The following is a 23035-nucleotide window of genomic DNA, read 5'->3' as shown; positions in this document are numbered from 1 at the left end:
CACGGTCTGCTTGAGGGCATGACGACAATGGCAGAGCGGCCGCGGGCGACGGCCGGAAGCGACTTCGCGGAACTGGGCCGGCGGATCAACGCAGCCGGGCTGCTACGCCGCCGGCCGGCGTACTACGTGGCCCGGTTGAGCCTGGTCGGCGGGGCGCTGACTCTGGGCTGGGCCGCGTTCTTCGCCATCGGCGCCTCCTGGTGGACGCTGGCCGTGGCCGCCTTCCTGGCGGTGGTGTTCGCCCAGACCGCGCTGGTCGCTCACGACCTCGCGCACCGGCAGGTGTTCCGCACCAACAAGCCGAGCGCGCGGGCCGGGCTGATCGCGGGCAACCTGGCCATCGGCATGTCCTACGGCTACTGGATGGACAAGCACACCAAGCACCACGCCAACCCCAACCACGACGACCTCGACCCGGACGTCGGCCCCGGGGTGCTGGTGTGGTCGCGCGAGGCGGCGGCCGGCAAGGGTTTCCTCACGCGTTATCAGGCGTACTTCTTCTTCCCGCTGCTGACTCTGCTCGGGATCTCGCTCAAGCGCGACAGCATCCGGTGGATCTCGCAGAAGCAGAAGCCGCTGGAGGCCGCGCTGCTCGGCCTGCATCTCATCGCGTACCTCGCGGCCCTGGTCACGGTGCTGAGCCCGCTGCAGGCGATCGCCTTCCTCGTCGTCCACCAGGCGATCTTCGGGGTGTACCTGGGCCTGACGTTCGCCCCCAACCACAAGGGCATGCCGCACCCCACCGGTGACGAGGACTTCCTGCGCAAGCAGGTGCTGACCTCGCGCAACGTCCGGGGCGGCCGGTTCGTCGACGCGGCCCTGGGCGGTCTCAACTACCAGATCGAGCACCACCTGTTCCCGGCCATGCCGACGCCCAACCTGCGCAAGGCGCAGCCGATCGTGCAGCGGTACTGCGCGGAGATCGGCGTCTCGTACGAGATGACCAGCCTGACCGATTCGTACCGTCAGGCCCTGAGCCACCTGCACGACGTGGGCGCCGACCTCCGCAAGACCGCCTAGCGGGGCAGGTTACGCAGGTTCGTGCGGGCCAGGTGCAGCATCTGGCCGACGCCGCCGGAGAGCACCGACTTTCCGGCGGCGAGCGCGAATCCGGCCGCCTCCTCCTTGGTGATGTGCGGCGGGATCTCCAGCGCGTCCGGGTCGGTCACCACGTCGAGCAGGGCCGGACCGTCGTGGTCGAGCACCGACCGGAGCGCGCCGCGAACCTCGTCCGGCTTCTCCACCCGTACCGAGAAAAGCCCGGCCGCCCGGGCGATGGCCGCGAAATCGACGTGGTCGTGGTCGGTCTCGTACGGCGGGTCGCCCGCCACCAGCATCTCGAGGCGCACCATGCCGAGGCTGGAGTTGTTGAAGACCACCACCTTGACCGGCAGATTGTGCAGCTTGGCGGTGAGCAACTCGCCCAGCAGCATGGCCAGTCCGCCGTCGCCCGACATCGAGATCGCCTGCCGGCTCGGGTCGAGCTTCGCGGCGCCGAGCGCGTGCGGCAGCGCGTTGGCCATCGTGCCGTGGACGAACGAGCCGAGCAGCCGGCGCCGGCCGTTGGGCGTGATGTAGCGAGCCGCCCAACTGGTGCACATGCCGGTGTCGGCGGTGAAGACGGCGTCGTCCGCCGCCTCCTCGTCGAGGATCGAGGCCACGTACTCGGGGTGGATCGGCACCAGGTGCTCGACGTCCCGGGTGTACGCGTCGACGACCCGGTCCAGCTCGCGGACGTGCTTGGTGAGCATGCGGTTGAGGAACTTGTGGTCCTTGCGCTCGAGCTTCGGCATCAGCCTGGTGATGGTGGCGCCGACGTCGCCGGCCACGCCCAGTTCGAGCGCCGTGCGGCGGCCCAGGCGCGACGGATCGATGTCGATCTGGATCGTGTTCTTCTGGGGCAGGAACTGCCGGTACGGGAAGTCGGTGCCGAGCAGCAGGAGCAGGTCGGCCTCGTGGGTCGCCTCGTAACAGGCGCCGTAGCCGAGCAGGCCCGACATGCCCACGTCGTACGGGTTGTCGTACTGCAGCACGTCCTTGCCCCGCAGCGTGTGCCCCACCGGCGCGCCCAGCCACTCGGCCAGTTGCAGCACCTGCTCGCGGGCGTCGGCGCAGCCGATCCCACCGAAGATCGCCACGGTCTTCGCCGCGTTGATCCGTTCGGCCAGGTCCTCGAGCACGTAGTCGGACGGCGCGCCCAGCACCGGCCCGGCCACCGCGTGCCCGGCGCCGGTCTCGTTGGTGGCCTCGGCCGCGAGCACGTCGCCCGGCATCACCAGCACGGCCGCGCCCCGCTTGCCGACCGCCTGCTGAATGCCCATCCGCGCCATCCGCGGCATCTGCTCGGCCGACGAGACCATCTCGGTCCAGTGGCTGGCCTGCCCGAACAACTGCTTGGGATCGGTCTCCTGGAAGAAGCCGGAGCCGATCTCGGTCGAGACGATGTGCGAGGCGATCGCCAGTACCGGCGCGGCCGACCGGTGCGCGTCGAACACGCCCTGGATCAGGTGGGTGTTGCCCGGCCCGCAACTGCCCGCGCAGACCGCCAGCTTGCCGGTGAGCTGGGCTTCCGCGGCGGCCGCGAACGCCGCGGCCTCCTCGTTGTGCACGTGGACCCATTCGATGGCGTCGTTACGCCGGATCGCGTCGGTCAGCGCGTTGAGGCTGTCTCCGACCAGACCGTAGATCCTCTCCACGCCGGCCTGAATCAGCACTTCGACCAACTGGTCAGCGACTGTCTTTCCCTTACCGAACACCCCGGCCTCCCGCCTTCGTGCGAATGTGCGTGCAGTACCCGAGCTCGAGAGCGCGCGAACGGAGAAAAAATGGATCTGCGTCTCACTGACAGGGTGGCCGTGATCACAGGTGGTAACGCCGGAATCGGTGAGGCGATCGCCCGCGGGCTGGCCGCCGAGGGCGTCCACCTGGCCCTCGTGGCCCGCTCGGCCGACCGGTTGCGGGCCGTGGCGGAGTCGATTTCCGGCGTACGAGTGCTCACCGTTCCCGCCGACCTCACGCAGCCCGACAGTGCGGCCGTGGTGGCGGCCGCAGTTCAGCAGGAGTTCGGCGGGGCCGACATTCTCATCGACAACGCCGGCACCGGCAGCGACGAGAAGATCCTGACCGCCCCCGATTCCCGGTGGCAGTTCTACTGGGAGCTGCACGTCATGGCGGCCGTGCGCCTGGCTCGCGAGATCGCGCCGCAGATGAAGGCCCGCGGCGGCGGCGTGATCCTGCACAACGCCTCGATCTGCGCCACCCAGCCGCTGGGCTACGAGCCGATCTACAACACCACCAAGGCGGCGCTCGTCATGTTCTCCAAGTGCCTGGCCAACGAGTTGATCGGGGACAACATCCGGGTCAACGCGGTGAACCCCGGCCTGGTCATGACCGGGGACTGGATCAAAACCGCGAAGGCGCTGACCGCGGACACCGAACAGACGTGGGAGCAGTACCTGGCCAAGATCGCCGAGGACAACGCGCCGATCGGACGGTTCGCCACCCCGGCCGAGGTGGCCGATTTCTTCGTCTTCCTCTGTTCCGAGCGCGCGGCCTACTCGGTGGGATCGACCTATTACGTGGACGGGGGCTGGCTCAAAGTGACGACCTGAGCCACGGGATCAGGATGGGCAGGACGGTGGCGGCCTGCATGGCGACCATGTGGTCGGCCCTCGGGACCGTTCGCACTTCCCAACCGTCCTTCTGCAGGGCTTCACGGTTTTCGAGCAGTGGCTCGGCCAGGGCGACATAAGCGTTGTCCCAGGCCGGGCCGTACTGGATGTTGTCCTCCGCACCGGCGAAGGCGAGCCGGGGGATGTCGAGGTGGACGGCCCGCTCGTCGAAGTCCTGGAGCGACTCGTAGAGCGTCACGAACTGGCGGGTCTGGTCGGGCGTCTGGGTGAAGGCCACCGAGTCCCAATCGCCGGCCACGGGCTCGCCGGTGGGCGGGAGCGGCGGGTCGAGCGCCATGCGATGGGCCGAACGGGTGACGGCGAGCATCGCCTCGTAGGGGCCGCCGAGCGGCGGGTAGCCGCCCATGGCCAGGGCGGTGAGGCGGTCGGTACGGATGGCCAGCTGCAGCCCGGAAAGAGCGAGCCAGGAATAGCCGTAGTAGGCGAAACGATCCGCGCCGGCCAGGGCCTGCAGGTCGGCGGCGACCGCGTCGGCGCTCAGGGTCAGCGGCGCCGGGTGCTGGTTGCGGTGACCCTCGTAGTCGGCGGTGATCACTCGGAAACCGGCGTCGGCCAGGCCGGTGGCCAGGGCGTGGCCGTTGTCGGGGTCGGCGCCCCAGGCCCGCATCGCGTCGGCCTGTTCGCCCTCGATGATCGCCGTGCTGACGGGGAGGAAGATGGCGGGACCACTGCCCTGGACCCGGACGTCGAGGGTGGATCCGTCGTGCAAAGTCACGGTCGGCATGCAAAACACTATACACTGTCAGGAGTTATGGACGACCACCTGAAGCGGCTCTGGCGGCACCGCGGGGCGACCCTGCCCACACCCCGCCGCGGCCCGAAGCAGCAACTGGACCTCGATGAGATCCTCGCCGCGGCGATCACCCTGGCCGACGCGTCCGGACTCGAGGCGGTGTCGACGCGGGCCGTGGCCGCGCGCTTCGGCAAGACGGCGATGGCCCTCTATCCGTACGTGGGAACCAAGGAGAACCTGCTCGCGCTGATGCAGGACCAGGCCTCGGCCATGCCCGCTGGGCCCGCACCGCAGGATCACCTGGCGGACGCGCTGACGGGCTGGGCGACGGCGCTGTACGAGGTCTACCTGGCGCATCCGTGGCTCACCGAGCGGCCGTGGTCCCAGGCCAGTCAGGGCCCGAACGAGCAGGACTGGATGGAAGCGCTGCTGGCGATCTTCGAGCGCTTCGCGGTGCCGCCCGGCTCACGCCCGCCGGCCGTGACGATGCTGTACGCGACGGTGCGCGCGACCGCCCAGACGGCGGCCGCCTACTCCCGCCTGACCCCGGCCGACCTCGAAACCTGGCGCGCCCGGGCGGCGGCGATGCCCGATTCGTATCCGCTGTCGGCCGCCCTCACGCCGATCACGCCGCACTGGCGGGATGCTCCGCGCGCGGGCCTGCTCGCCGCCGTCGCCCTGCTCACCGCCGGCTTGGAGGCCGCCCCCGGTTAGCGGCCGCTCTTCGCCTTGGCAACGTCAGAGGCCGGATCGCCGCGATCGAGGACATGCTCCGCGCCGGGCACGCGACGGGAGAGCTGCGAACCGACGTCACCGCCGAGGACGTCGCCGCCAACCTGATCGGCATCTTCACGGTCGCGCCCCTGCCCGGGCACGCCGCCCGGGCTGATCGCCTGCTGGGCGTCCTGATGCACGGCCTCCGCCCGGCGTAGCGGATCGGCCGCGTCGCGAGCCGACGCGGCCGATGATCTGAGGGGGACGAAGCGGCGCTCGTCAGACGCCCGATCGCAAGGCCTCCGAACCTTGCCCGGTCGGGGATGGCGACGCGTTCGCATTCTTGATCAGCTGGATGGCCAGGATGCTGATCGGGATCAGCGTCAGGTGGCACAGGGCCAGCGCGATCGTGCTGGTGCGGTCGAGGTCGGCCGGCAGGGTCATCACCACGATCGTGCCGGCGGCCAGCACCGGAGCGACGATCGAGGCGAGCCGGGTGACCCACGAGCCGAGGCGGGTGAGCAGCGCGACTACGACCAGGCCGATCAGCAGCGGTACGGCGCTGAAGCCGGCCACGGTGACGGCGTCGACCTCGTTGGTGTCGCCGTTCGCCGTGAAGACGAAGCTGCCGCCGGCGGCCCGGCCCACCGCGTAGACGATCAGGTTGACGACAACAGCGGCGACGCCGGCCGCCGCGATGATGGCCGGTCGGCTACGCATTCGGATTCTCGCGCTTGAGGAAGGCCTCGATGCGGGCGAAGGCGCCCTGCCAGACCTCGTTGACAAAGAAGTCGCGGATCTCCGGGACCGGGAAGCCGCTCTGCACGACGGTCACGAGGGTGCCGTCGCCCTTCTCCTCGAAGGTGACCTCGACGCGCGTGGTCATCTCGAGGCCGTCCGGGCCCGAGCCGGTCGACTCGGTGACCAGGCGGCGCGGCCGGTCGATCTCGAGGAACGTCTGCGTCTCGCGGAACAGCGTGTCGCGATCCGGCCCCCAGACAGCGGTCTGCTTGCCGCCCACCCGCAGGTCGACCTCGATCTCGACGATGCCGGGCTCCTCGTCGAGGATGCTGAACCAGATCTTTTGTTTCTCGGCGTCGGTGTAGGCGTCGAACACCTCCTCCGGCGTGGCCGGCAGTTCCCGCGTGATCCGCATGTCGAGCGTCATGTCCCCTGCTCTTTCTCTCGTCGTTCGGTGGGGGCTGCGCCCCGGCGCAGCGTGAAGTAGGCGTCGAGGCCGTCGAGACGCCGGGCCCAGAGCCGTTGGTAGAAGCTGATCCATGCCATGGCGTCGTCGAGCGGCGCCGGCGCGAGGCGGCACTGCCGGCTGCGGCCGACCTTCTCGGTGACTACCAGGCCGGCGTCCTCAAGAACTTGGACGTGTTTCTTCATCCCGGTCAGGGTCATGCCGGTCGGTTCGGCGAGCTCACCGATCGTCGCCGGCCCCTCGCCCAGCCGCACCAGGATGCCGCGCCTCGTCGCGTCCGACAGCGAGGCGAACACCCGATCCAATTCCTGTTGCTGAACCACGTGGTTCACTGTACGAAACTGAACCGAAAAGTTCAATGTCGGTGCCCCCGGGGAGAGTCGAACTCCCGGCCTCCGGATTCGTAATCCGGCGCGCTGTCCAGCTGCGCTACGGGGGCGTCGTGTCGTCGAGTGGTCTCGAACCACCGGCCTCCGCCTTATGAGGGCGGCGCTCTACCGCTGAGCTACGACGACGGGATCGCTCTAGGCTTGTGAAATGCAGACGCGGACCAGGAACATGTGGTGGGGCATGGCCGTCGAGGCGCCGGACCCGGCGAAGCTGGCCCGGTTCTACTCCGACCTGATCGGTTGGCCCGTGGTGCATGAGGAACCGGGCACCACCGTCCTCGCCACCAACCCCGACGGGTCGAACTACATCGTGTTCCAGCAGGCAACCGACTACGTGCGGCCGGTCTGGCCGCCGGCCGAGGGCAGTCAGCGCCCGATGATGCATTTCGACTTCCAGGTCGGTGATCTGGATTCCGCCGTGGCCGAGGCGGAAGGGCTGGGCGCCGAACTGGCCGCCGACCAACCCCAGGCCCACGTCCGGGTCCTGCTCGACCCGGCCGGTCACCCTTTCTGCCTCGTACGCGATGACGACTGACCGGTCAGGCCGAGAAGCACGATGACGGATCGACCGGAGCGGCGGCCACGCGTTGTCGGGGTAGCGCAAATATGCCCCGACAGCCAGCCCGGCGGTCGCCTTACCCGCCGCAGCCGGCCCGCGACGCGCCGCCGCTCCGGTCTCGGAAATGACAATTGACAAGCACACGGGCGGCAGGATTCGAACCCGCACCTGACGGCTTTGGAGGCCGGCGCTCTCCCGGTTGAGCTACGCCCATACGTTGATGTTCGCGCCCCGGCGAGCAGGCGTTCGCAGAACTACCGGCGGCCGGATCGGCGCATTCGCCGGCGCGTCTCCGCGGCACTCACACAGAGGTCGGCGCACATGGTTTTGGGCCATCGCATCTTCGATCTCCTTTCGTGTGGCGCTCTCGCGGACACCCCGAACATTAGGGCGCGTCATTGCCGGCAGCAATCCATTTACCGGCCGTTGACTTGAAGCGCGGTTGAGGGTGAAGACTCTCCGTTGTGGAGATCGGGGTCATTCTGCCGTCGGTGGCGGTGCAGCAGCGGGAACAGCTCAGCCTGCCGGCGGCGGCCCGCCACGCCGAGGATCTGGGCCCTGCTCACCCGACCCTGAGCCGGCCCGGCCACGGGGGCCGGGCCGGCAACGGCGCTACGTCGGTGTCACCGACCAGCCGTCGGCGTATTCGATGTGGACGGGGCGGATCTCCTCGTGCCAGGCGTGGGGCACGGGTTCGATCCGCAGGATCACCGGGCGGTCGACGAGCACACATCGGTGTTCGCCGGGCCACCACCAACCGGCCGACCGCGTGAGCGCCGACCACTCGGCGAACTCGCGCTCGTGTCGCAGGTGAGGCTGCACGGTCCGCCGGATGGCGTCGACGTGGGCGACCCAGGAAGCGTCCTGCTGGCCGTACCAGCCGACCGGCACCGCCCCGACCGACTGACCCAGGGCGGCCCGTACGGGAAGGTAGATCCCGGCCAGGCTTCGGAACAGCGCATTCCGTACGCCCTGGGTGAGCATCTCGTGGAACGGCAACCCGGAGTCGAGGGCCTGGCCGGGCGGCAGCGCGGGCCACGCCTCACCCTTGCGGCGCTTCATCGGCGTACGGTCCGGGGGTGGCTCGGTGAAGTCGGCCTCCAGGGCCGACCGCAGGTGGGAGAGCCCGGCCGCGACGTCGCCGGCCAGCGGAAATCTTCCGGGTGGCCGCCGATCGCCCAGCCACGACCGCAGATCGTCGTGGGTGGGCAGGCCTTCGAGGTACGGGATGGCCGCGCGCGGCGACGCGACCCGGACGAACTGCGGCCGCGGACGGCCGTGCCGGGCGTACAGCGAGGCGATTATTTCTTCCGAGGTGGTGTGGTCGGCGGGCTTGGTGGAGATCCCCACGTCAAGCCATTCGCGGCGAGTTTCCGTCGCCCGATCCCACAGCTCTTGACGGAGCGCGGCCTGTCGCCGCGCGGGCGCGATCAAAGCGCGAGGGCGCACGCGCCCTTCCGAGAGAAGGTCATCATGAGGTCAGCTTCTCTCGGAAGGGCGCGTCATGTCCAGCGGTTATTTTGGTGCGCCGAGGTCGTCGAGGGCCTTGGCCGAGCCGCGGTGCAGCGGCACCGGGTCGGTCTTGCGGGCCTGGTCGAGCGAGATCTCCTTGGCCGCGGCGTTGGCCTGTTCGAGCTGCGGCTTGCGGTCGAACAGCGTCTTGGTCAGCACGCAGGCGACGTTGGCGTCCAGGTCGTCCTTCACCAGCAGCACGTTCGGCACGACGATGGTCGGGGTGTCGGCGGACAGTTTGTAGGTCGCGGCCGGGATGGTGCCGGTCTCGTACACCGGGTTGATTTTCTGGAGTTCCGGGAGCAGCGGCGTGATGTCGAGGAACTCGACCTGACCGCCCGACGTGGTGAACAGATCGGTGACGCCGGGCGTGGGCAGGCCGCCCGACCAGAAGAAGGCGTCGATCGAGCCGTCCTTCATGCCGTCGACGGTCTTGGTGAGGTCGAGCTTCTGGGCGCTGATGTCTTTCGCGGGGTCGAGGCCGGCCGCCGTGAGCAGGCGGTTGGCGATGACCTCGGTACCGGACTTGGGAGAACCGGTCGAGATGCGCTTGCCCTTCATGCCCGCGACGTCCTTGATGCCGGCGGCCTTGCGCACGATGACCTGGGTGTAATTGGTGTGGATCCGGGCCAGGGCGGCGATCGGCTGCTTGCTGTCGAAGCTGCCGGTGCCGTTGATCGCGTCGGCCGCGGTGTCGGCCAGCGAGAACGCGACGGCGTAGCTGCCGCCGACGAGCTGCTGGATGTTCTGCACGGAGGCGCCTGTCTCGGAGGCGGTCGCCTTGACGTTGCCGCCGACGGCGCTGATCTGTTCGGCGTACGCGTTGCCGAGCGCGAAGTAGACGCCGATGGCGTTGCCGGTGGCGATGCCGACCCGGGCTTCGTTGGCGACGGTGCAGGTCACCTCCCCGCCGGCGTCGGTCGAGGCGGCGTCCTGCCGTCCGCCGCAAGCCGTCAGCGCCCCGGTGAGGGCGAGAGCAAGTCCGGCGGCCATTGCCATGCGTCTCATATCAACCCCGTTCTTCGGTGTGCGTGGTGTCGCGGCCGGCCTCGCTCCGGTTTGGAGCGGACGGCGTCTTTGCGGTTGGCGTGCTGTCATGGTCGGCGTCACTCCCATGTGGAGCGTCCGATGTCTCGATGCCGAGGCTGGTCTCGCTTCGGTCGTCCGACGGCGCGGTCAAGGCGGACGACGCCGCCGGTGCCGGCGGCTGTTCCGCAGGGGCAGGGGGACGGCGGCGGGCGTCGACGGCGGTCCAGCCGATGGCCACGGTGAGCAGGGCGAGGCCGAGGCCGATGGTCAACGGTTCCAGGTAGAGCAGGAGCAGGCCGGCCACCCCGGCCAGCACCCGGCTCGGGACGCCGGCGCGGCCGATGCCGAGAACCCAGCCGCCGGTGGCGACAGCCAGCGCGGCCACCCCGACGATCGCGGCCGCGGTGGCCCAGACGATGTCGAGGAACGGGCCGCGAGCCAGCAGGTAGGACCCGGCCGGGGTGAGCACGAACGCGATGGGGGCAAGGAACGCCGGCAGCGCGTACTTGAGGGCCTGCCACATCGTCGGGATCGTGCGCCCGCCGGTGATCGCGCTCGCTCCGACGGCGGCCAGGGCTGTGGGCGGGGTGACCTCGGAGAGCACGGAGTAGTAGAAGACGAACATGGCCGCGGCGGGCGCCGGGACGCCGAGGGCCAGCAGGGCCGGGCCGATGATGACCCAGCCGATGATGAAGCTGGCCGTGACCGGCACCGCGAGCCCGAGGATCGCCAGCGCCACCGCGGCCAGGACTACGGTCAGCGCCAGCACCGCGGTCGGGTTCGAGGTGACGGCCTGGGCGCCGCGCACCAGCAGCGAAGCCAGCTGGGCGCCCAGCCCGGTCTTGGTGGTGGTGGCCGTGATGATGCCGGCGGCGGCGCAGACCGCGACCACCGGCAGCACGCTGCGGACGCCGGCGCTGAGCGCGCTGAACACGCGCTGCGGGGTCAGCCACGAGCGCCGGTCGAGGAACGAGAGCGCGAAGGCCAGCAGCGTGGCGTAGACGACGGCCCGGGTGGCGCTCTGGCCCAGCGCCAGCAGCACGACGATCAGGATCAGCGACGAGAAGTGGTAGCCGAACCGGCCCAGCAGCCGCAGCGTGCTCACCGGCGGCGCGTCGAGCCCGCGCACCCGGAAACGGCGGACGTCGATCTCGACCGCGAGCAGGATGCCGAGGTAGTAGAGGACCGTCGGGATCATCGCCCAGCCGAGGACGGTCAGGTACGAGACGTCGAGGTATTCGGCGACGATGAACGCGGCCGCGCCCAGGGTGGGCGGCGAGAGGATCGCGCCGACACCGGCTGCGGCCAGCATGCCGCCCGCCTGTTCGGCCGGGTAGCCGGCGCGGCGCAGCATGGGCCAGGTGACGGCGCCGACGCTGACCGCGGTGGCCGTGCCCGAGCCCGAGACGGTGCCCAGCAGGAAGCCGGCGGCGACGGCCGTACGCCCGGCGGCGCTGCGTGATTTGCGGAAGGCCGCCACCGACAGGTCGACGAAGAAGCGGCTCGCGCCGGAGAGTTCGAGCACGGCGCCGTAGATGGTGAACAGCACGATGTACGTGGCGGCGACGTCCAGCGGCGTGCCGTAGAACCCGCTGCCCGAGTTGTAGAGCGCGTCGACGATCTGGGAGAAGTCGAGCCCGGCGTGCGCGATCGACCAGCTCTGCGGCAGGAGGCCGCCGTAGTACCCGTACGCGAGGAAGGCGAGACAGACAACCGGGAGCACCCACCCGGTGGTGCGCCGGCAGGCCTCGACGATCAGGATCAGCAGCACCGCCCCGAAGGCGATGTCGGCCGGTTCGAGCAGGCCCTGGCGATCGAGGAAGCCGTCGTAGCCGCCGCCGAGCGGGCTGAGCGGGTAAAGACAGACGACCAGCGTGGCGGCGGCGAGGATCCAGTCGAGCACCGTCGGCCGGTCCCGGCTCTCGTTCTTGAAGAGCCGCGACCGGTACGCGAGGAAGACGAGCGGGAGCGTGCCGGCCAGGAAGATGATCAGGTAGAACTGGCTGCCCCGGGCGAGCGGGCGGAACACCTGCCAGAGCACGAGCAGGGCTACCGCGAAAGCGACGACCGCGACGGCCAGCCCGATGCGGCCCTTGAGCTCGCGGGCGGGCAGTTCCTCGTCGTCGTAGTGCAGCGCTTCCAGCGTTGCCGGGCGGCCAAGGGATCGATCATCGCCCATGGCACGGACAGTACTAGGTCGCGTCGCGCTTCGTAACCGCACGACTCTGTAACGAACCGGACGCCTCCGCAACCGGGCTGCACCCGCCTGATCACCCGGTCCGCACCCGGCGGACGGCGTAATGGACCCCTGACCGTCGTCGGAGGGGGCCGTATGACCGTGCAGGTGGAAGTGCCGCAGCAGCAGCGCGTCGAGGGGCTCGCCCGCGACTTCGCGCTGATGCGCCGGCGTCGCATGATGAGCCTCGACCACGGGGTCACCGTGGCCGCCCTGGCCGAGGGGCACTCCGACGCGCTCTCCCGTTCGGGAATCGTGCGCCGGGACCTGCGCCGCAGCTTCGGCAAGGCCACCGGGGTGGCCCGCGGCGTCCCGCTGACCGTGCGCCTGCGCCTGGTCAGCGCGAACTCCGGCCGCCCGCTGGCCGGGCACGCGCTCTACCTCTGGCACGCCGACCGTGACGGCGCGTACTCGCTGCACTCCCCCGGCCTGGCCGAGCGGAACTACCTGCGCGGCATCCAGGTCACCGACGAGGGCGGCTGGGTCACCTTCTCGACGATCTTCCCCGGCGCGCACGACGGCCGGTGGCCTCACCTGCATGTCGAGAACCTCGCCGGGCCGGTCGTCCAGGTGGCGCTGCCGGGCGACGCCTGCGCGACGGCATACGGCGCGCCCGGATACGAGCAGAGCGCGACCCACCTCGCGCTGGCCACGCCGGTGACCGAGGACGGCGGCGAGCTGACCATGGCCACCGTCACGGGCGATCTTGCCCGCGGCCTCGCGGCGACCAGGACCATTAGCATCTGAGCCAGGAGGCTCAGATGACCGAGGGCACAGAGGCGTTCCGGGCTGCGCGCGACTTGCTGCTGGCGCACAGCGACGACTACGACGAGGCCGTCCGCCGGTTCCGATGGCCCGCGCTGACGGAGTTCAACTGGGCCCTCGACTGGTTCGACGTGATCGCCGCGGGCAACGACGCGCCCGCGCTCTGGATCGTCGAGGAGGACGGTTCCGAGCAGCGGTTCTCGTTCGCCGAGATGTCCCGGCGGTCCGGCCAGGTCGCGACCTGGTTGCGCGCCCGCGGCGTACGCCGGGGTGACCGCGTCGTGGTGATGCTGGGCAACCAGGCGGAGCTGTGGGACACCATCCTCGCCGCCATGAAGCTCGGCGCCGTGCTGATCCCGGCGACACCGCTGCTCGGCCCGGCCGACTCCGCCGAGCGGGTAGCCCGCGGTGGCGCCCAGCACGTGATCGCCACGTCCGACGCCGCCGGCAAGTTCGCCTCGGTGGCCACGGAGGTCACCCGGATCACGGTCGGCGACCCGGTCACCGGTTGGCATTCCCTGTCTGACGCCTATTCCGAGGATGCCGGTTTCGAGCCGGACGAGCCGACGCGGGCCGACGACACGCTGCTGCTCTACTTCACGTCGGGCACCACAGCGCGCCCGAAGCTGGTCGAGCACACCCACACCTCGTACCCGGTCGGGCATCTCTCGACCATGTACTGGATCGGCCTGCGGCCCGGTGACGTGCACCTCAACATCTCGTCGCCGGGGTGGGCCAAGCACGCCTGGAGCAACGTCTTCGCCCCCTGGAACGCGCAGGCCTGCGTGTTCATCTACAACTACACGCGCTTCGACCCGGCCCGTCTGATGGCCGAGATGCAGCGCTGCGGGGTGACCAGCTTCTGCGCGCCACCGACCGTGTGGCGGATGCTCATCCAGTCCGACCTCTCCGCCCTGGCCACGCCGCCGCGGATAGCGGTGGGCGCCGGCGAGCCGCTCAACCCCGAGGTCATCGATCGGGTGAACAAGGCCTGGGGCGTGACGATCCGCGACGGTTTCGGCCAGACCGAGACGACCGTGCAGATCGCCAACACGCCCGGTCAGCCGGTCAAGCCGGGTTCGATGGGCCGGCCGGTGCCGGGCTACCGGATCGCGCTGATCGACCCGAACACCGGCGAACCGGCCACGGAGGGCGAGATCTGCGTGGCGCTCGACCCGCGGCCGACCGGCCTGATGGTCGGCTACCACGGCGACGACGAGCTGACCGCCGAGCGGATGGCCGGCGGTTACTACCACACCGGCGACGTCGCTTCCCGCGACGAGGACGGGTACATCACGTACGTGGGCCGCATCGACGACGTGTTCAAGGCCTCCGACTACCGGATCTCCCCGTTCGAACTCGAGAGCGTGCTGATCGAGCACGAGGCGGTGGTCGAGGCGGCGGTGGTGCCCTCCCCCGACCCGCTGCGCCTGGCGGTGCCCAAGGCCTACGTCGTGCTCGCCGATGGTTGGCCGGCCGACGCCGCCACTGCCGGGACCCTCTTCGCGTACGCCCGGGAACACATGCCGCCGTACGCGAGGATCCGCCGCCTCGAGTTCGCCGAGCTGCCCAAGACGATCTCCGGCAAGATCCGCCGGGTCGAGCTGCGCGCGGCCGAGGTCGAGAAGCACGCCGACCCGTCCGCCGCGCCGCCGGGAGAATTCGCCGGATAGATTGGCGCGATGCTCCGACGGCGTCTGCTCTATCCGCTCGCTGTGGTGCTGCTGCTGGGACAGATGGCGTTCGCCATGGTCACCACGGCCGTGCAGCAGTCGCCGACCATCGACGAGCCGGTCTACGTGGCGACCGCCGAGGTCTACCGCCAGCAGCACAGCCTGGTCTACAACCCGGAGCACCCGCCGCTGGCCAAGTTGGCGATGGCGGCCGGGCTGGCCTTCGTCGACCCGAAGCTGGACGCGCCCTTCCGGGTGAATCAGAGCTACCTCGGGCGGCACGTTCTCTACGAAGCGGGCAACAACCCGTTCGAGCTGATGCTGGCCGCGCGCCTGCCGATCGTCCTGCTGACGTTGTTGTTCGGCCTGGTCGTGCTGTTCTTCGCCCGCGATCTGGCCGGCCCGTCGGCCGGTCTGCTGGCCCTGGCCCTGTACGCCTTCTCGCCCGACCTCATCGCGCACGGGGCCCTGGCCACGCTGGATGTGCCCGCGGCCGGCTTCGTGCTGGTGACCATCTGGATGCTGTGGCGGGCCCGTTCCCGGCCCGGTCTCTATCTGCCGCTCGCGGGGGTGGCGCTGGGCGCGGCCCTGGCGACCCGGATGAACACCCTGGCCGTCGTTCCGGTGGCGCTGCTGCTGGCCCTGCTGGCGCCGGCCGTTGCCAAGCGAGCGCCGCTGGCCGGCCTCCGCTCCCGCGAGACGTGGCGCCAGCTCGGGCTGCGCGTGCTGGGCGCGATCGGTGTCGGGTTGATCGCCGTGGCCGTGGTCTGGCTGGTCTACCTGGCCGTCGACCCGCGGTTGCGCTGGACCACCCCGGCCACCCTGCCGCATCCCGGCGGGCTCAAGGGCCTGGCCGTCGACCTGTTGCCGTTCCCCCAGGCCTACCGCGACGGCGTGCTGATCCAGTTCGTGTTCGAATCGCGCACGTTCAACGGCTTCCTGCTGGGCGAGGCCTACCGCGGGGCGCTCTGGTACTACCTGCCGGTCGCGTTGGTGATCAAAACGCCGCTCGGCATGATGCTGCTCTGGCTGGCCGGCGTCGTCACCCTGCTGATCAAGAAGTGGATCGCCGCGCTCTATCTGCTGCTGCCGGCCGGCGTGCTGATGCTGGTGGCGATGACCGGCTCCCGCGACTACGGCACCCGCTACGTCATCTTCATGCCGATGCTGCTGGCCGTCGCGGCCGGCGCGGTCGTCCTGATCCGCCGGCGCTGGAGCTGGATCCCGGCGACGGCGCTGGTCGCCTTCGTCGGGGTGAGCTCGCTGCTGACCTTCCCGTATTACCTGCCCTACTCGAACGAGGCCTTCGGCGGCACCTCCAACACGCACAACAACCTGCACGACTCCAACGTCGACTGGGGGCAGGACCTCCCCCGGCTGGCCGAGCGCCTGCGGACGAAATACCCCGGCGAGCCGGTCTGGCTGGTCTACAAGGGGTCGGGCGTGCCCAGCTATTACGGCATCGAGAGCCGCAACCCGCTGACCGTGCCGGTCGACCAGGTGCGCGGCCTGCTGGTGGTCTCCGACTCCCGAGTGGCGCTGGCCCGCAACCAGCTGAAGCGGCTGCTCGACACCAGCACCCCGATCGACCAGGTCGGCTACTCGATCACCATCTATCGCCGCTGACGGGCCACCAGACGACGGAGGCCGCCGGTCACCGGCTCGATGTACCGCCGCGTGCTGCCCGGTCAGGCGTTCCTGATGGCAGCGGCGTCCTCGAGGCCCAGGATGCCGACTGCCCGCTCGCGCATTTCGACCTTGCGCACCTTGCCGGTCACCGTCATCGGGAAGCCGTCGACCACGTGCACGTAGCGCGGCACCTTGTAGTGGGTGAGCCTGCCGCCACAGAACTGCTGGACGGCCTCGGCGGTCAGCGGCGTCGCTCCGGGGCGCATGACGACCCAGGCCATCAGCTCTTCCCCGTACTTCGCGTCCGGGACGCCGATCACCTGCACATCGGCGATGTCCGGGTGGGTGTACAGGAACTCCTCGACCTCGCGGGGGTACACGTTCTCGCCGCCGCGGATCACCAGATCCTTGATCCGGCCGACGATGTTGACGTAGCCCTCGTCGTCCATCGTGGCCAGGTCGCCGGTGTGCATCCAGCGGGCCGCGTCGATCGCCTCGGCCGTCGCCTCCGCCTGGTTCCAGTAGCCGAGCATCACCGAGTAGCCGCGGGTGCACAGCTCGCCCGGCTCGCCGTGGGGCACCGGACGACCCGAATCCGGGTCGACGACCTCGGATTCCAGGTGCGGCATGACCCGGCCGACGGTCTCGGTGCGCCGGGCCAGGGTGTCGTCGGGCCGGGTCATGGTCGACACCGGGGACGTCTCGGTCATGCCGTAACAGATCGCGACCTCGCTCATGTTCATCTCGGCCACCACCCGCTTCATCACCTCGACCGGGCAGGGCGAGCCGGCCATGATGCCGGTGCGCAGCGTCGACAGGTCGTAGTCGCCGAAGTCGGGCCGGCCCAGCTCCGCAATGAACATGGTCGGGACGCCGTACAGCGAGGTGCAACGTTCGGCCGCCACGGCAGCCAGCGTGGCCGCCGGGTCGAAGCCGGGCGCGGGCAGCACGATGCAGGCGCCGTGCGAGGTGGCAGCCAGGTTGCCCATCACCATGCCGAAGCAGTGGTAGAGCGGCACCGGCAGGCAGATCCTGTCCCGCTCGGTGTAGTTGACCAGCTCGCCCACGAAGTAGCCGTTGTTGAGGATGTTGTGGTGCGAGAGCGTCGCGCCCTTCGGAAAGCCGGTGGTCCCGGACGTGTACTGGATGTTGATCGGGTCGTCGAACGCCAGGGCGCTCATGTCGGGAGGTTCCCCGTCGATGAACAACCCGTCGAACTCCGGCGAGCCGAGATAGACGACCTCGCCGAAGCCGATCTCGCTGACCATGGCCCGGTAGTCGCTCGTCTTGAACGATTCCGCGCTGATCAGCAGGCGCAGGCCCGACTGCTCGGCGACGTAGCGCAATTCGTGCGTGCGATAGGCCGGATTGACGTTCACCAGGATCGCGCCGACCTTGGCCGTCGCGTACTGGGTGATCACCCACTCGGCGCAGTTCGGGGCCCAGATGCCGACCCGGTCGCCCCGCTCGACGCCGCGGGCGAGCAGGCCACGCGCCAGCCGGTTCACGTCGGCGTCGAGCTCGGCGTACGTCCAGCGGCGCCCGGCGGCCACGTCGACCAGCGCCTCGCGCTCGCCGAAGCGCGCGACCGTGCGTTCCAAGTTGGCGCCGATCGTCTCGCCGAGCAGCGGCTGCTCGGACACACCCGAGGCATAGGACAGCATTCCCGCAGCATGAACCCTGCGGCGGCACTGGGTCTAGGGTCGGGGCGTGACCATGCAGCGGGTGATCGTTTCGGATGGCGGGGTTTCGGTGGTCGCGGCGGAAGTGCCGCAGCCGGGGCCGGGTGAAGTGCTGGTGCGGACGGCGGTGGCGGGTGTCTGCGGCTCGGACACGCATGCGCTGGCCGGGTTGCATCCGTTCATCGAGCTGCCGTACGCGCCGGGGCACGAGGTGTGCGGCACGGTCGAGGCGGTCGGGCCGGCGGTGACAGCGGCCGTGGTCGGGCAGCGCGTCACGCTCGAGCCCTTCCTGCCCTGCTGGGAGTGCAAGCAGTGCCTCGCCGGGCGGCAGAACATCTGTGAGCGGCTGCGGTTCTTCGGCTGCGCCCACGACCAGGGCGGCATGGCCGAGCTGTTCACGGTCGACCAACGGCGGCTGCACGTCATCCCGGACGCGCTCGACTGGGCGACGGCCGCCTTCATCGAGCCGTTGGGGACGCCGGTGCACGCCATCGGGCTGGCTGAGGGCGTACGGGACAAGGCCGTGGCCATTCTGGGCGCCGGCACCATCGGGATTCTGATGGCACAGGTCGCGCGGGCCTACGGCGCCAAGCGCATCGTCATGACCGCCCGGTCGGCCGCCTCCCGCGAACGGGCGCTGGCGTTCGGGGCCGACGCCGCGGTCGACGCGACCGCACCCGACGCCGTCGCGCTGGTGCGGGAGGCGCTGGGCGAGAGCGCCGACGTGGTGTTCGACTGCGTGGCCGAGCAGTCGACGACCGACCAGGCCCTCGCGCTGGTGATGAAGGGCGGCACGGTCGTCGTGGTCGGTGTGCCGCCGGCCGACGTGAGCATCCCGCTGCCGCTGGTCCAGGACGCCCAGCTCCGGATCCAGGGCAGCGCCACGTACCTGCCCGGCGACTTCACCGAGGCCATGCGGCTGCTCGAGTCGGGCCAGGTGGACGTATCGGCCATGGTCACCGCCGTGCACCCGCTGGCCGATGCCGCCGCTGCCTTCGCGGATGCTGCCTCCGGTCGCCATCTCAAGGTGCTCCTCTCGGCGTGAGTTGGAGGCGACTTTAGGCCGCGCGGACGGGCAGCCCGGAGTTATCCACAATTCGGCGTCGTCCACAGGCAGTCCTGTCGGTTACCGATCGGTAATGCGATGGTGGAGCCATGGCGGATTACGACGTGGTGATCGTGGGCAGCGGCTTCGGCGGCAGCGTGAGCGCGCTCCGTCTGGCCGAGAAGGGCTACCGCGTCGGCGTGCTCGAGGCGGGCCGTCGCTTCACCCGCGACACCCTGCCCAAGACGTCGTGGGACCTGCGCAACTTCCTGTGGGCGCCGCGGCTGGGCCTGCGTGGCATCCAGCGCATCACCCTGCTCAAAGACCTGGTGGTGCTGTCGGCAGCCGGGGTCGGCGGCGGCTCCCTCGTCTATGCGAACACGCTCTACCGCCCGCCCGCGACGTTCTTCGCCGACCGCCACTGGGCCGGCATCACCGACTGGGCCGAGGAGCTGACGCCGTTCTACGACCAGGCGTCGCGCATGCTCGGCGTGACCGAGCAGCCCACGCTGACCCCGTCCGACCTGGTGATCCGCCAGGTCGCCGACGAGATGGGGGCGGGCGCGAGCTTCCGGCGTACGCCGGTGGGGGTGTTCTTCGGCGAGGCCGGCCGCACGGTGCCCGATCCGTTCTTCGGTGGCGCCGGCCCGGCCCGGACGGGCTGCACCGAGTGCGGAAACTGCATGATCGGCTGCAAGATCGGCGCCAAGAACACCCTCGACGTCAACTACCTGCACCTGGCCGAGCGGGCCGGGGCGGTCGTGCACCCGTCCACCGAGGTCTCGTCGTTGCGGCCCGGCCCGTCGGGCTGGGTCGTCTCGTCGTCGGGCGGCGACTTCACGGCGCGCGAGGTGATTCTGGCGGCGGGGGCGCTCGGCACCCAGCGGTTGCTGCACACGATGCGGGACACCGGGGTGCTGCCCGCCCTGTCGCCGCGGCTGGGCGCGCTGACCCGCACGAACTCGGAGGCGCTGCTCGGCGCGCAGACGACGTCGGTGCCGAAGCAGCCGTATTCGCAGGGTGTGGCGATCACGTCGTCCTTCCACCCCGACGAGACCACACACATCGAGCCGGTGCGGTACGGCCCCGGCAGCAACGCGATGGGTCTGCTCTCGACGGTGCTGGTCGACGGCGGCGGGCGGGTGCCGCGGCCGGTGCGCTTCCTCGGTTCGGCCCTGCGTCATCCGTACGTGCTGGCCCGCTCCTTGTCGGTGCGGCGCTGGAGCGAACGCACGATCATCGTGCTGGTCATGCAGACGGCCGACAACTCGCTGACAGTAAGCCGCACCCGGCGCGGCCGCCTGACCACCAGCCCCGGGCACGGCGCGCCGAACCCGAGCTGGATCCCCGTCGGCCACGACGCCGTCCGGCGCATCGCCACCCACATCGGCGGCTTCCCCGGCGGGGGAGTTGGCGACGTCTTCAACGTGCCGATGACGGCCCACATCCTCGGGGGCGCCACCATCGGCGCCAGCCCGTCAGCCGGCGTGATCGACCCCTACCACCGCGTCTTCGGCTACGAGGGCCTGCACGTGATCGACGGCTCCGCGGTCCCCGCCAACCTGGGCGTCAACCCGTCCCTGACCATCACGGCGCTGGCCGAGCGGGCGGTCGCGCTGTGGCCCAACAAGGGCGAACCCGACCAGCGTCCCGCTCCCGGCCAGCGCTATCGCCGCCTCACGCCGACCGCTCCGCACTCCCCTGCCGTCCCGGCCCACGCCCCCGCAGCCTTACGGTTCGGACCGGCTTGACCCCGCTTCCTTTCGTCGCCGCCCGCGCGCGAGCACCGGGTCGCACGAGTGCCGGCTCGGCCATAGGCTGGCGGCATGGTGACACCCGATGAGCCGAACCCTGAGCTGCTCGGGCACGCGCGGGAACTCTTGAACGCCAACCACTATCTGACGCTGGCAACGGTGTCGGGCGGCGGACAGCCATGGATCACACCGGTCTACTTCTCGTGGGCCGGGGAGTGGGAGTTTCTCTGGGTGTCCGCACTCGACACCGAGCACTCGCGCAACCTCGCGGAGCGCCCGGCCGTCGCCCTGACCGTCTTCGACTCCACCGTGCCCGCCTATCACGGGCAGGCTGTGTACGCCGTGGGTGAGGGGCGTGCAGTGCCGTCCGATGAGCTCGACGACCGGTTGGCGCACTATCCGGGGCCGGCGGGGCGCGGGGGCAGGGTGTTCGCGCGCGAGGAACTGACCGGCGATTCGCCCTGGCGGCTCTATCAGGCCGCCGCCACCGAATTGTGGGTGCTGTGCCCGGGCGAGCCGCGGCGCGCCTGCACCCTCCACAACATCAGCAAGGACCATCGCGCCCGAGTGCTGTAGACCCGCGACAGGGCACGCCTGGCGATGGAACGGACACGACGACGCGGCCGGCTGATCGTTGCCTGGCCTTGGGGCGCACTCGCTGTCCACACGCACCACCCTGCCGCACGGCGCAGCCAGGTCGCTGCCCGCACGCACCACCCCTGCCGCATGGCGTAGACACGTCGCTGGCCGCACGCGCCACCGTGCCGCACGGAGCAGCCAAGTCGCTGCCCGCACGCACCACCCGACGCACGGAGCAGCCAGGTCGCTGTCCGTTGAGGCGATCATTGAATGGCCGGCGGGCTAGACGAGGGCGAATCTCGATGGTGCAGCCCGGTCGCGGTTGCCATGATGCGACCGTGATCGACGACTTGCTGCTGAACCACGCGCGGCGGCTCTGGGCTGAGTTGGCCGGGGCGCCTGTTGAGTTCAGGGCGGATGGCGTTGACGTCGCTGTGTCGCCCTCGTCCCGCCTTTGCCCGCCGGGATGGGTGGGCATCGTTGCGCTGGCGGGCGGAGTGATCGCTACCGCGTCGGATGAGAGTGGCGCGGAGATCGTGCGGCGGGAACTTGGCGGTCGAGCTGCGGCGGACGTGACGGAACCGGGTTTCGTACGGGACCGGCTGCCGGTCGATGACATGCTCGGACCGGCGACACTCGCCTACTGCAACGCGGAAGGCTTCCAGCCGAGAGAGGCGCCGCGGATGTGGGCGCACCACAGGACGGCTCCGTTCAGCGGGACGACTCCGCCCGAGACGACGGTCGGGTCGGACAGGACGGCCAGGTCCAACAGGACGGCCAGGTTCAACAGGACGGTTCCGCCCGACACGACGGCGCCGTCCGACAGAACGACTGTCTCTGACCCGACGGCTTCGCCCGACACGACGGCCCGGTCCGACACGACGGCCCTGTCTGACACGGCGGCCCTGTCTGACACGGCGGCCGGGACCAACACGACGGCGGCATCCAGCGGGACCGCTGTCGGCGGAACCGCTGGGTTCGGCAGGGTTGAGCAGGTCGACAGGACCGAGTTGGCGTCGCTGGTTGGGCGGGCCAGTGCCGAAGACGCTGGTGAGGCGGGGCTCGACGAGATCACGTCGGCGGCGTTCGTGGTTCGCTCGGCGGGCGAGATCGTGGCCGCTGCCGGATACGAGGTCTGGCCGCAGGGCACCGCGCACCTCAGCGTGCTTACGGTGTCGGAGTACCGCGGCCTGGGACTCGCGCGGGTTGTCGCGTCGGCGGCCGTTGCTGACGCCTTGCTGGTGGGACTTCTTCCGCAGTGGCGGGCTCGGCCGGATGCCTCCCGCCGGGTGGCCCGGGCGCTGGGATTCCGGGAGATGGGCGTGCAACTCAGCATTCGCCTCCGAACCGGGCCGGCCTGAAGACCCGCCGACTCGAAACGCGGACCGGCCTTGGGACCCCGCACCTGCCTCAGAAACCGCCACCGCCTGACGACCTACGCCGGGCTCGGTCTGATGCCGGCTCGACCTCATGCCGGCTCCAACTCATGCCAGCTCGACTCAAAGGTGGCTCGAACTCGTGTCAGCTCGACCCGAAGGTGGCTCGAACTCATGCCAGCTCGACCCGAAGGTGGCTCGAACTCATGCCAGCTCGACCCGAAGGTGGCTCGAACTGAAGGCGGCTCGACCACAAAGTGGCTCGAACCAACGCGGCGCTACCCCAGGGTGGCCCGACCTCATGGTGACTCGAGCTCACGGCGGCCTCGGAACTCGCGCCGTGAGCAATGGGCTCAGAGAACGCGGGAGGCAATCATGGAGATCAACTTCTGGAATGGACGAACCGCCCCGGCACCGGAGAATCGGCGACGAGGCGGCTCGGGTTCGGGGTGACTGTGGGC

At 70.2% G+C, this 23035-nt stretch carries 21 protein-coding genes and 3 tRNA genes; 12 read left to right on the top strand and 12 right to left on the bottom strand.

Annotated features, from left to right (window positions below):
- Positions 1-18: 18 nt before the first annotated feature.
- Entirely contained in the window at positions 19-1020 is a 1002-nt protein-coding gene (locus KXC43_RS26525) for a fatty acid desaturase family protein (protein ID WP_221378863.1), read from the top strand.
- On the opposite strand, the gene KXC43_RS26520 is transcribed toward KXC43_RS26525, so the two are convergent.
- On the bottom strand, positions 1017-2756 hold the full coding sequence (locus KXC43_RS26520; RefSeq protein WP_221378862.1) for a pyruvate dehydrogenase: 1740 nt from the start codon (positions 2754-2756) through the stop codon (positions 1017-1019). The genes KXC43_RS26525 and KXC43_RS26520 overlap by 4 nt on opposite strands.
- Before the next feature lie 69 nt (positions 2757-2825).
- Here KXC43_RS26520 and KXC43_RS26515 point away from each other — a divergent pair, with 69 nt between their 5' ends.
- Positions 2826-3611: an SDR family NAD(P)-dependent oxidoreductase gene (locus tag KXC43_RS26515; protein ID WP_221378861.1), complete on the top strand. Its 786-nt coding sequence runs from the start codon at positions 2826-2828 to the stop codon at positions 3609-3611.
- On the opposite strand, the gene KXC43_RS26510 is transcribed toward KXC43_RS26515, so the two are convergent.
- Positions 3595-4416 carry an alpha/beta fold hydrolase gene (locus tag KXC43_RS26510; RefSeq protein ID WP_221378860.1) on the bottom strand — a complete coding sequence of 274 codons (822 nt, stop codon included), beginning with the start codon at positions 4414-4416 and terminating at the stop codon, positions 3595-3597. The two genes, KXC43_RS26515 and KXC43_RS26510, sit on opposite strands and share 17 nt — an antisense overlap.
- Positions 4417-4443: 27 nt before the next feature.
- Here KXC43_RS26510 and KXC43_RS26505 point away from each other — a divergent pair, with 27 nt between their 5' ends.
- A complete protein-coding gene (locus tag KXC43_RS26505; protein WP_221378859.1) occupies positions 4444-5139 on the top strand; it encodes a TetR/AcrR family transcriptional regulator in 696 nt (231 codons plus the stop codon).
- Complete coding sequence (locus tag KXC43_RS53245; protein ID WP_369076959.1) at positions 5061-5357, top strand: SbtR family transcriptional regulator; 297 nt, start codon at positions 5061-5063, stop codon at positions 5355-5357. Before KXC43_RS26505 ends, KXC43_RS53245 begins: the two co-directional genes overlap by 79 nt.
- 61 nt (positions 5358-5418) lie before the next feature.
- Here KXC43_RS53245 and KXC43_RS26495 read toward each other — a convergent pair whose 3' ends face one another.
- The 5 genes from KXC43_RS26495 to KXC43_RS26475 all read right to left on the bottom strand — a co-directional run bounded on the left by KXC43_RS26495 (position 5419) and on the right by KXC43_RS26475 (position 6861).
- Positions 5419-5859, bottom strand: a complete 441-nt coding sequence (locus KXC43_RS26495) for a DUF6069 family protein (RefSeq protein ID WP_255644853.1) — start codon at positions 5857-5859, stop codon at positions 5419-5421.
- A complete protein-coding gene (locus KXC43_RS26490) occupies positions 5852-6307 on the bottom strand; it encodes an SRPBCC family protein (protein ID WP_221378858.1) in 456 nt (151 codons plus the stop codon). The genes KXC43_RS26495 and KXC43_RS26490 overlap by 8 nt, the downstream gene beginning before the upstream one ends.
- Positions 6304-6669 carry an ArsR/SmtB family transcription factor gene (locus KXC43_RS26485; protein ID WP_221378857.1) on the bottom strand — a complete coding sequence of 122 codons (366 nt, stop codon included), beginning with the start codon at positions 6667-6669 and terminating at the stop codon, positions 6304-6306. The genes KXC43_RS26490 and KXC43_RS26485 overlap by 4 nt, the downstream gene beginning before the upstream one ends.
- A 42-nt stretch (positions 6670-6711) precedes the next feature.
- Positions 6712-6785: transfer RNA gene (locus KXC43_RS26480), tRNA-Arg, on the bottom strand.
- A gap of 4 nt (positions 6786-6789) precedes the next feature.
- Positions 6790-6861: transfer RNA gene (locus KXC43_RS26475), tRNA-Met, on the bottom strand.
- Positions 6862-6883: 22 nt separating this feature from the next.
- Between KXC43_RS26475 and KXC43_RS26470 the strand changes: the two genes are divergently transcribed.
- Positions 6884-7270, top strand: a complete 387-nt coding sequence (locus KXC43_RS26470; protein ID WP_221378856.1) for a VOC family protein — start codon at positions 6884-6886, stop codon at positions 7268-7270.
- 165 nt (positions 7271-7435) lie between these two features.
- Here the strand turns inward: KXC43_RS26470 and KXC43_RS26465 are convergent.
- The 4 genes from KXC43_RS26465 to KXC43_RS26450 all read right to left on the bottom strand — a co-directional run bounded on the left by KXC43_RS26465 (position 7436) and on the right by KXC43_RS26450 (position 12014).
- Positions 7436-7508 (bottom strand) — tRNA-Trp (locus KXC43_RS26465).
- Between the two features lie 398 nt (positions 7509-7906).
- Positions 7907-8644 (bottom strand): DUF6745 domain-containing protein, encoded by a 738-nt coding sequence (locus tag KXC43_RS26460; protein ID WP_221378855.1) that lies wholly within the window; start codon positions 8642-8644, stop codon positions 7907-7909.
- Between the two features lie 165 nt (positions 8645-8809).
- On the bottom strand, positions 8810-9814 hold the full coding sequence (locus KXC43_RS26455) for a TAXI family TRAP transporter solute-binding subunit (RefSeq protein ID WP_221378854.1): 1005 nt from the start codon (positions 9812-9814) through the stop codon (positions 8810-8812).
- 1 nt (position 9815) lies between these two features.
- Positions 9816-12014 (bottom strand): TRAP transporter permease, encoded by a 2199-nt coding sequence (locus tag KXC43_RS26450; RefSeq protein WP_255644851.1) that lies wholly within the window; start codon positions 12012-12014, stop codon positions 9816-9818.
- A gap of 153 nt (positions 12015-12167) precedes the next feature.
- On the opposite strand from KXC43_RS26450, the gene KXC43_RS26445 reads away from it, so the two are divergent.
- From KXC43_RS26445 to KXC43_RS26435, 3 genes are read left to right on the top strand one after another with little or no spacing between them, the layout of a single operon-like run.
- The gene (locus KXC43_RS26445) at positions 12168-12818 is read left to right on the top strand and encodes a dioxygenase family protein (RefSeq protein WP_221378853.1); all 651 of its coding nucleotides are present in this window, start codon (positions 12168-12170) and stop codon (positions 12816-12818) included.
- 14 nt (positions 12819-12832) lie between these two features.
- Positions 12833-14509, top strand: coding sequence for an AMP-binding protein (locus KXC43_RS26440; protein ID WP_221378852.1), 1677 nt, complete (start codon positions 12833-12835; stop codon positions 14507-14509).
- A 9-nt stretch (positions 14510-14518) separates the two neighbouring features.
- Positions 14519-16135, top strand: a complete 1617-nt coding sequence (locus tag KXC43_RS26435) for a glycosyltransferase family 39 protein (protein WP_221378851.1) — start codon at positions 14519-14521, stop codon at positions 16133-16135.
- A gap of 62 nt (positions 16136-16197) precedes the next feature.
- Here the strand turns inward: KXC43_RS26435 and KXC43_RS26430 are convergent, their stop codons facing one another.
- A complete protein-coding gene (locus tag KXC43_RS26430) occupies positions 16198-17802 on the bottom strand; it encodes an AMP-binding protein (protein ID WP_221378850.1) in 1605 nt (534 codons plus the stop codon).
- Positions 17803-17854: 52 nt separating this feature from the next.
- Between KXC43_RS26430 and KXC43_RS26425 the strand changes: the two genes are divergently transcribed.
- The 4 genes from KXC43_RS26425 to KXC43_RS26410 all read left to right on the top strand — a co-directional run bounded on the left by KXC43_RS26425 (position 17855) and on the right by KXC43_RS26410 (position 22559).
- The gene (locus tag KXC43_RS26425) at positions 17855-18865 is read left to right on the top strand and encodes a zinc-dependent alcohol dehydrogenase (protein WP_221378955.1); all 1011 of its coding nucleotides are present in this window, start codon (positions 17855-17857) and stop codon (positions 18863-18865) included.
- A 110-nt stretch (positions 18866-18975) separates the two neighbouring features.
- Positions 18976-20616, top strand: a complete 1641-nt coding sequence (locus tag KXC43_RS26420) for a GMC oxidoreductase (RefSeq protein WP_221378849.1) — start codon at positions 18976-18978, stop codon at positions 20614-20616.
- A gap of 75 nt (positions 20617-20691) precedes the next feature.
- A complete protein-coding gene (locus tag KXC43_RS26415; protein ID WP_221378848.1) occupies positions 20692-21195 on the top strand; it encodes a pyridoxamine 5'-phosphate oxidase family protein in 504 nt (167 codons plus the stop codon).
- Between the two features lie 341 nt (positions 21196-21536).
- The gene (locus tag KXC43_RS26410; protein ID WP_221378847.1) at positions 21537-22559 is read left to right on the top strand and encodes a GNAT family N-acetyltransferase; all 1023 of its coding nucleotides are present in this window, start codon (positions 21537-21539) and stop codon (positions 22557-22559) included.
- Positions 22560-23035 lie beyond the last annotated feature (476 nt).

It is taken from the genome of Paractinoplanes polyasparticus (assembly GCF_019710575.1).
Taxonomy (GTDB): Bacteria; Actinomycetota; Actinomycetes; order Mycobacteriales; family Micromonosporaceae; genus Actinoplanes; species Actinoplanes polyasparticus.
Note: the sequence above shows the minus strand (reverse complement) of the source record. Positions and strands in the feature narration are given on the sequence as shown.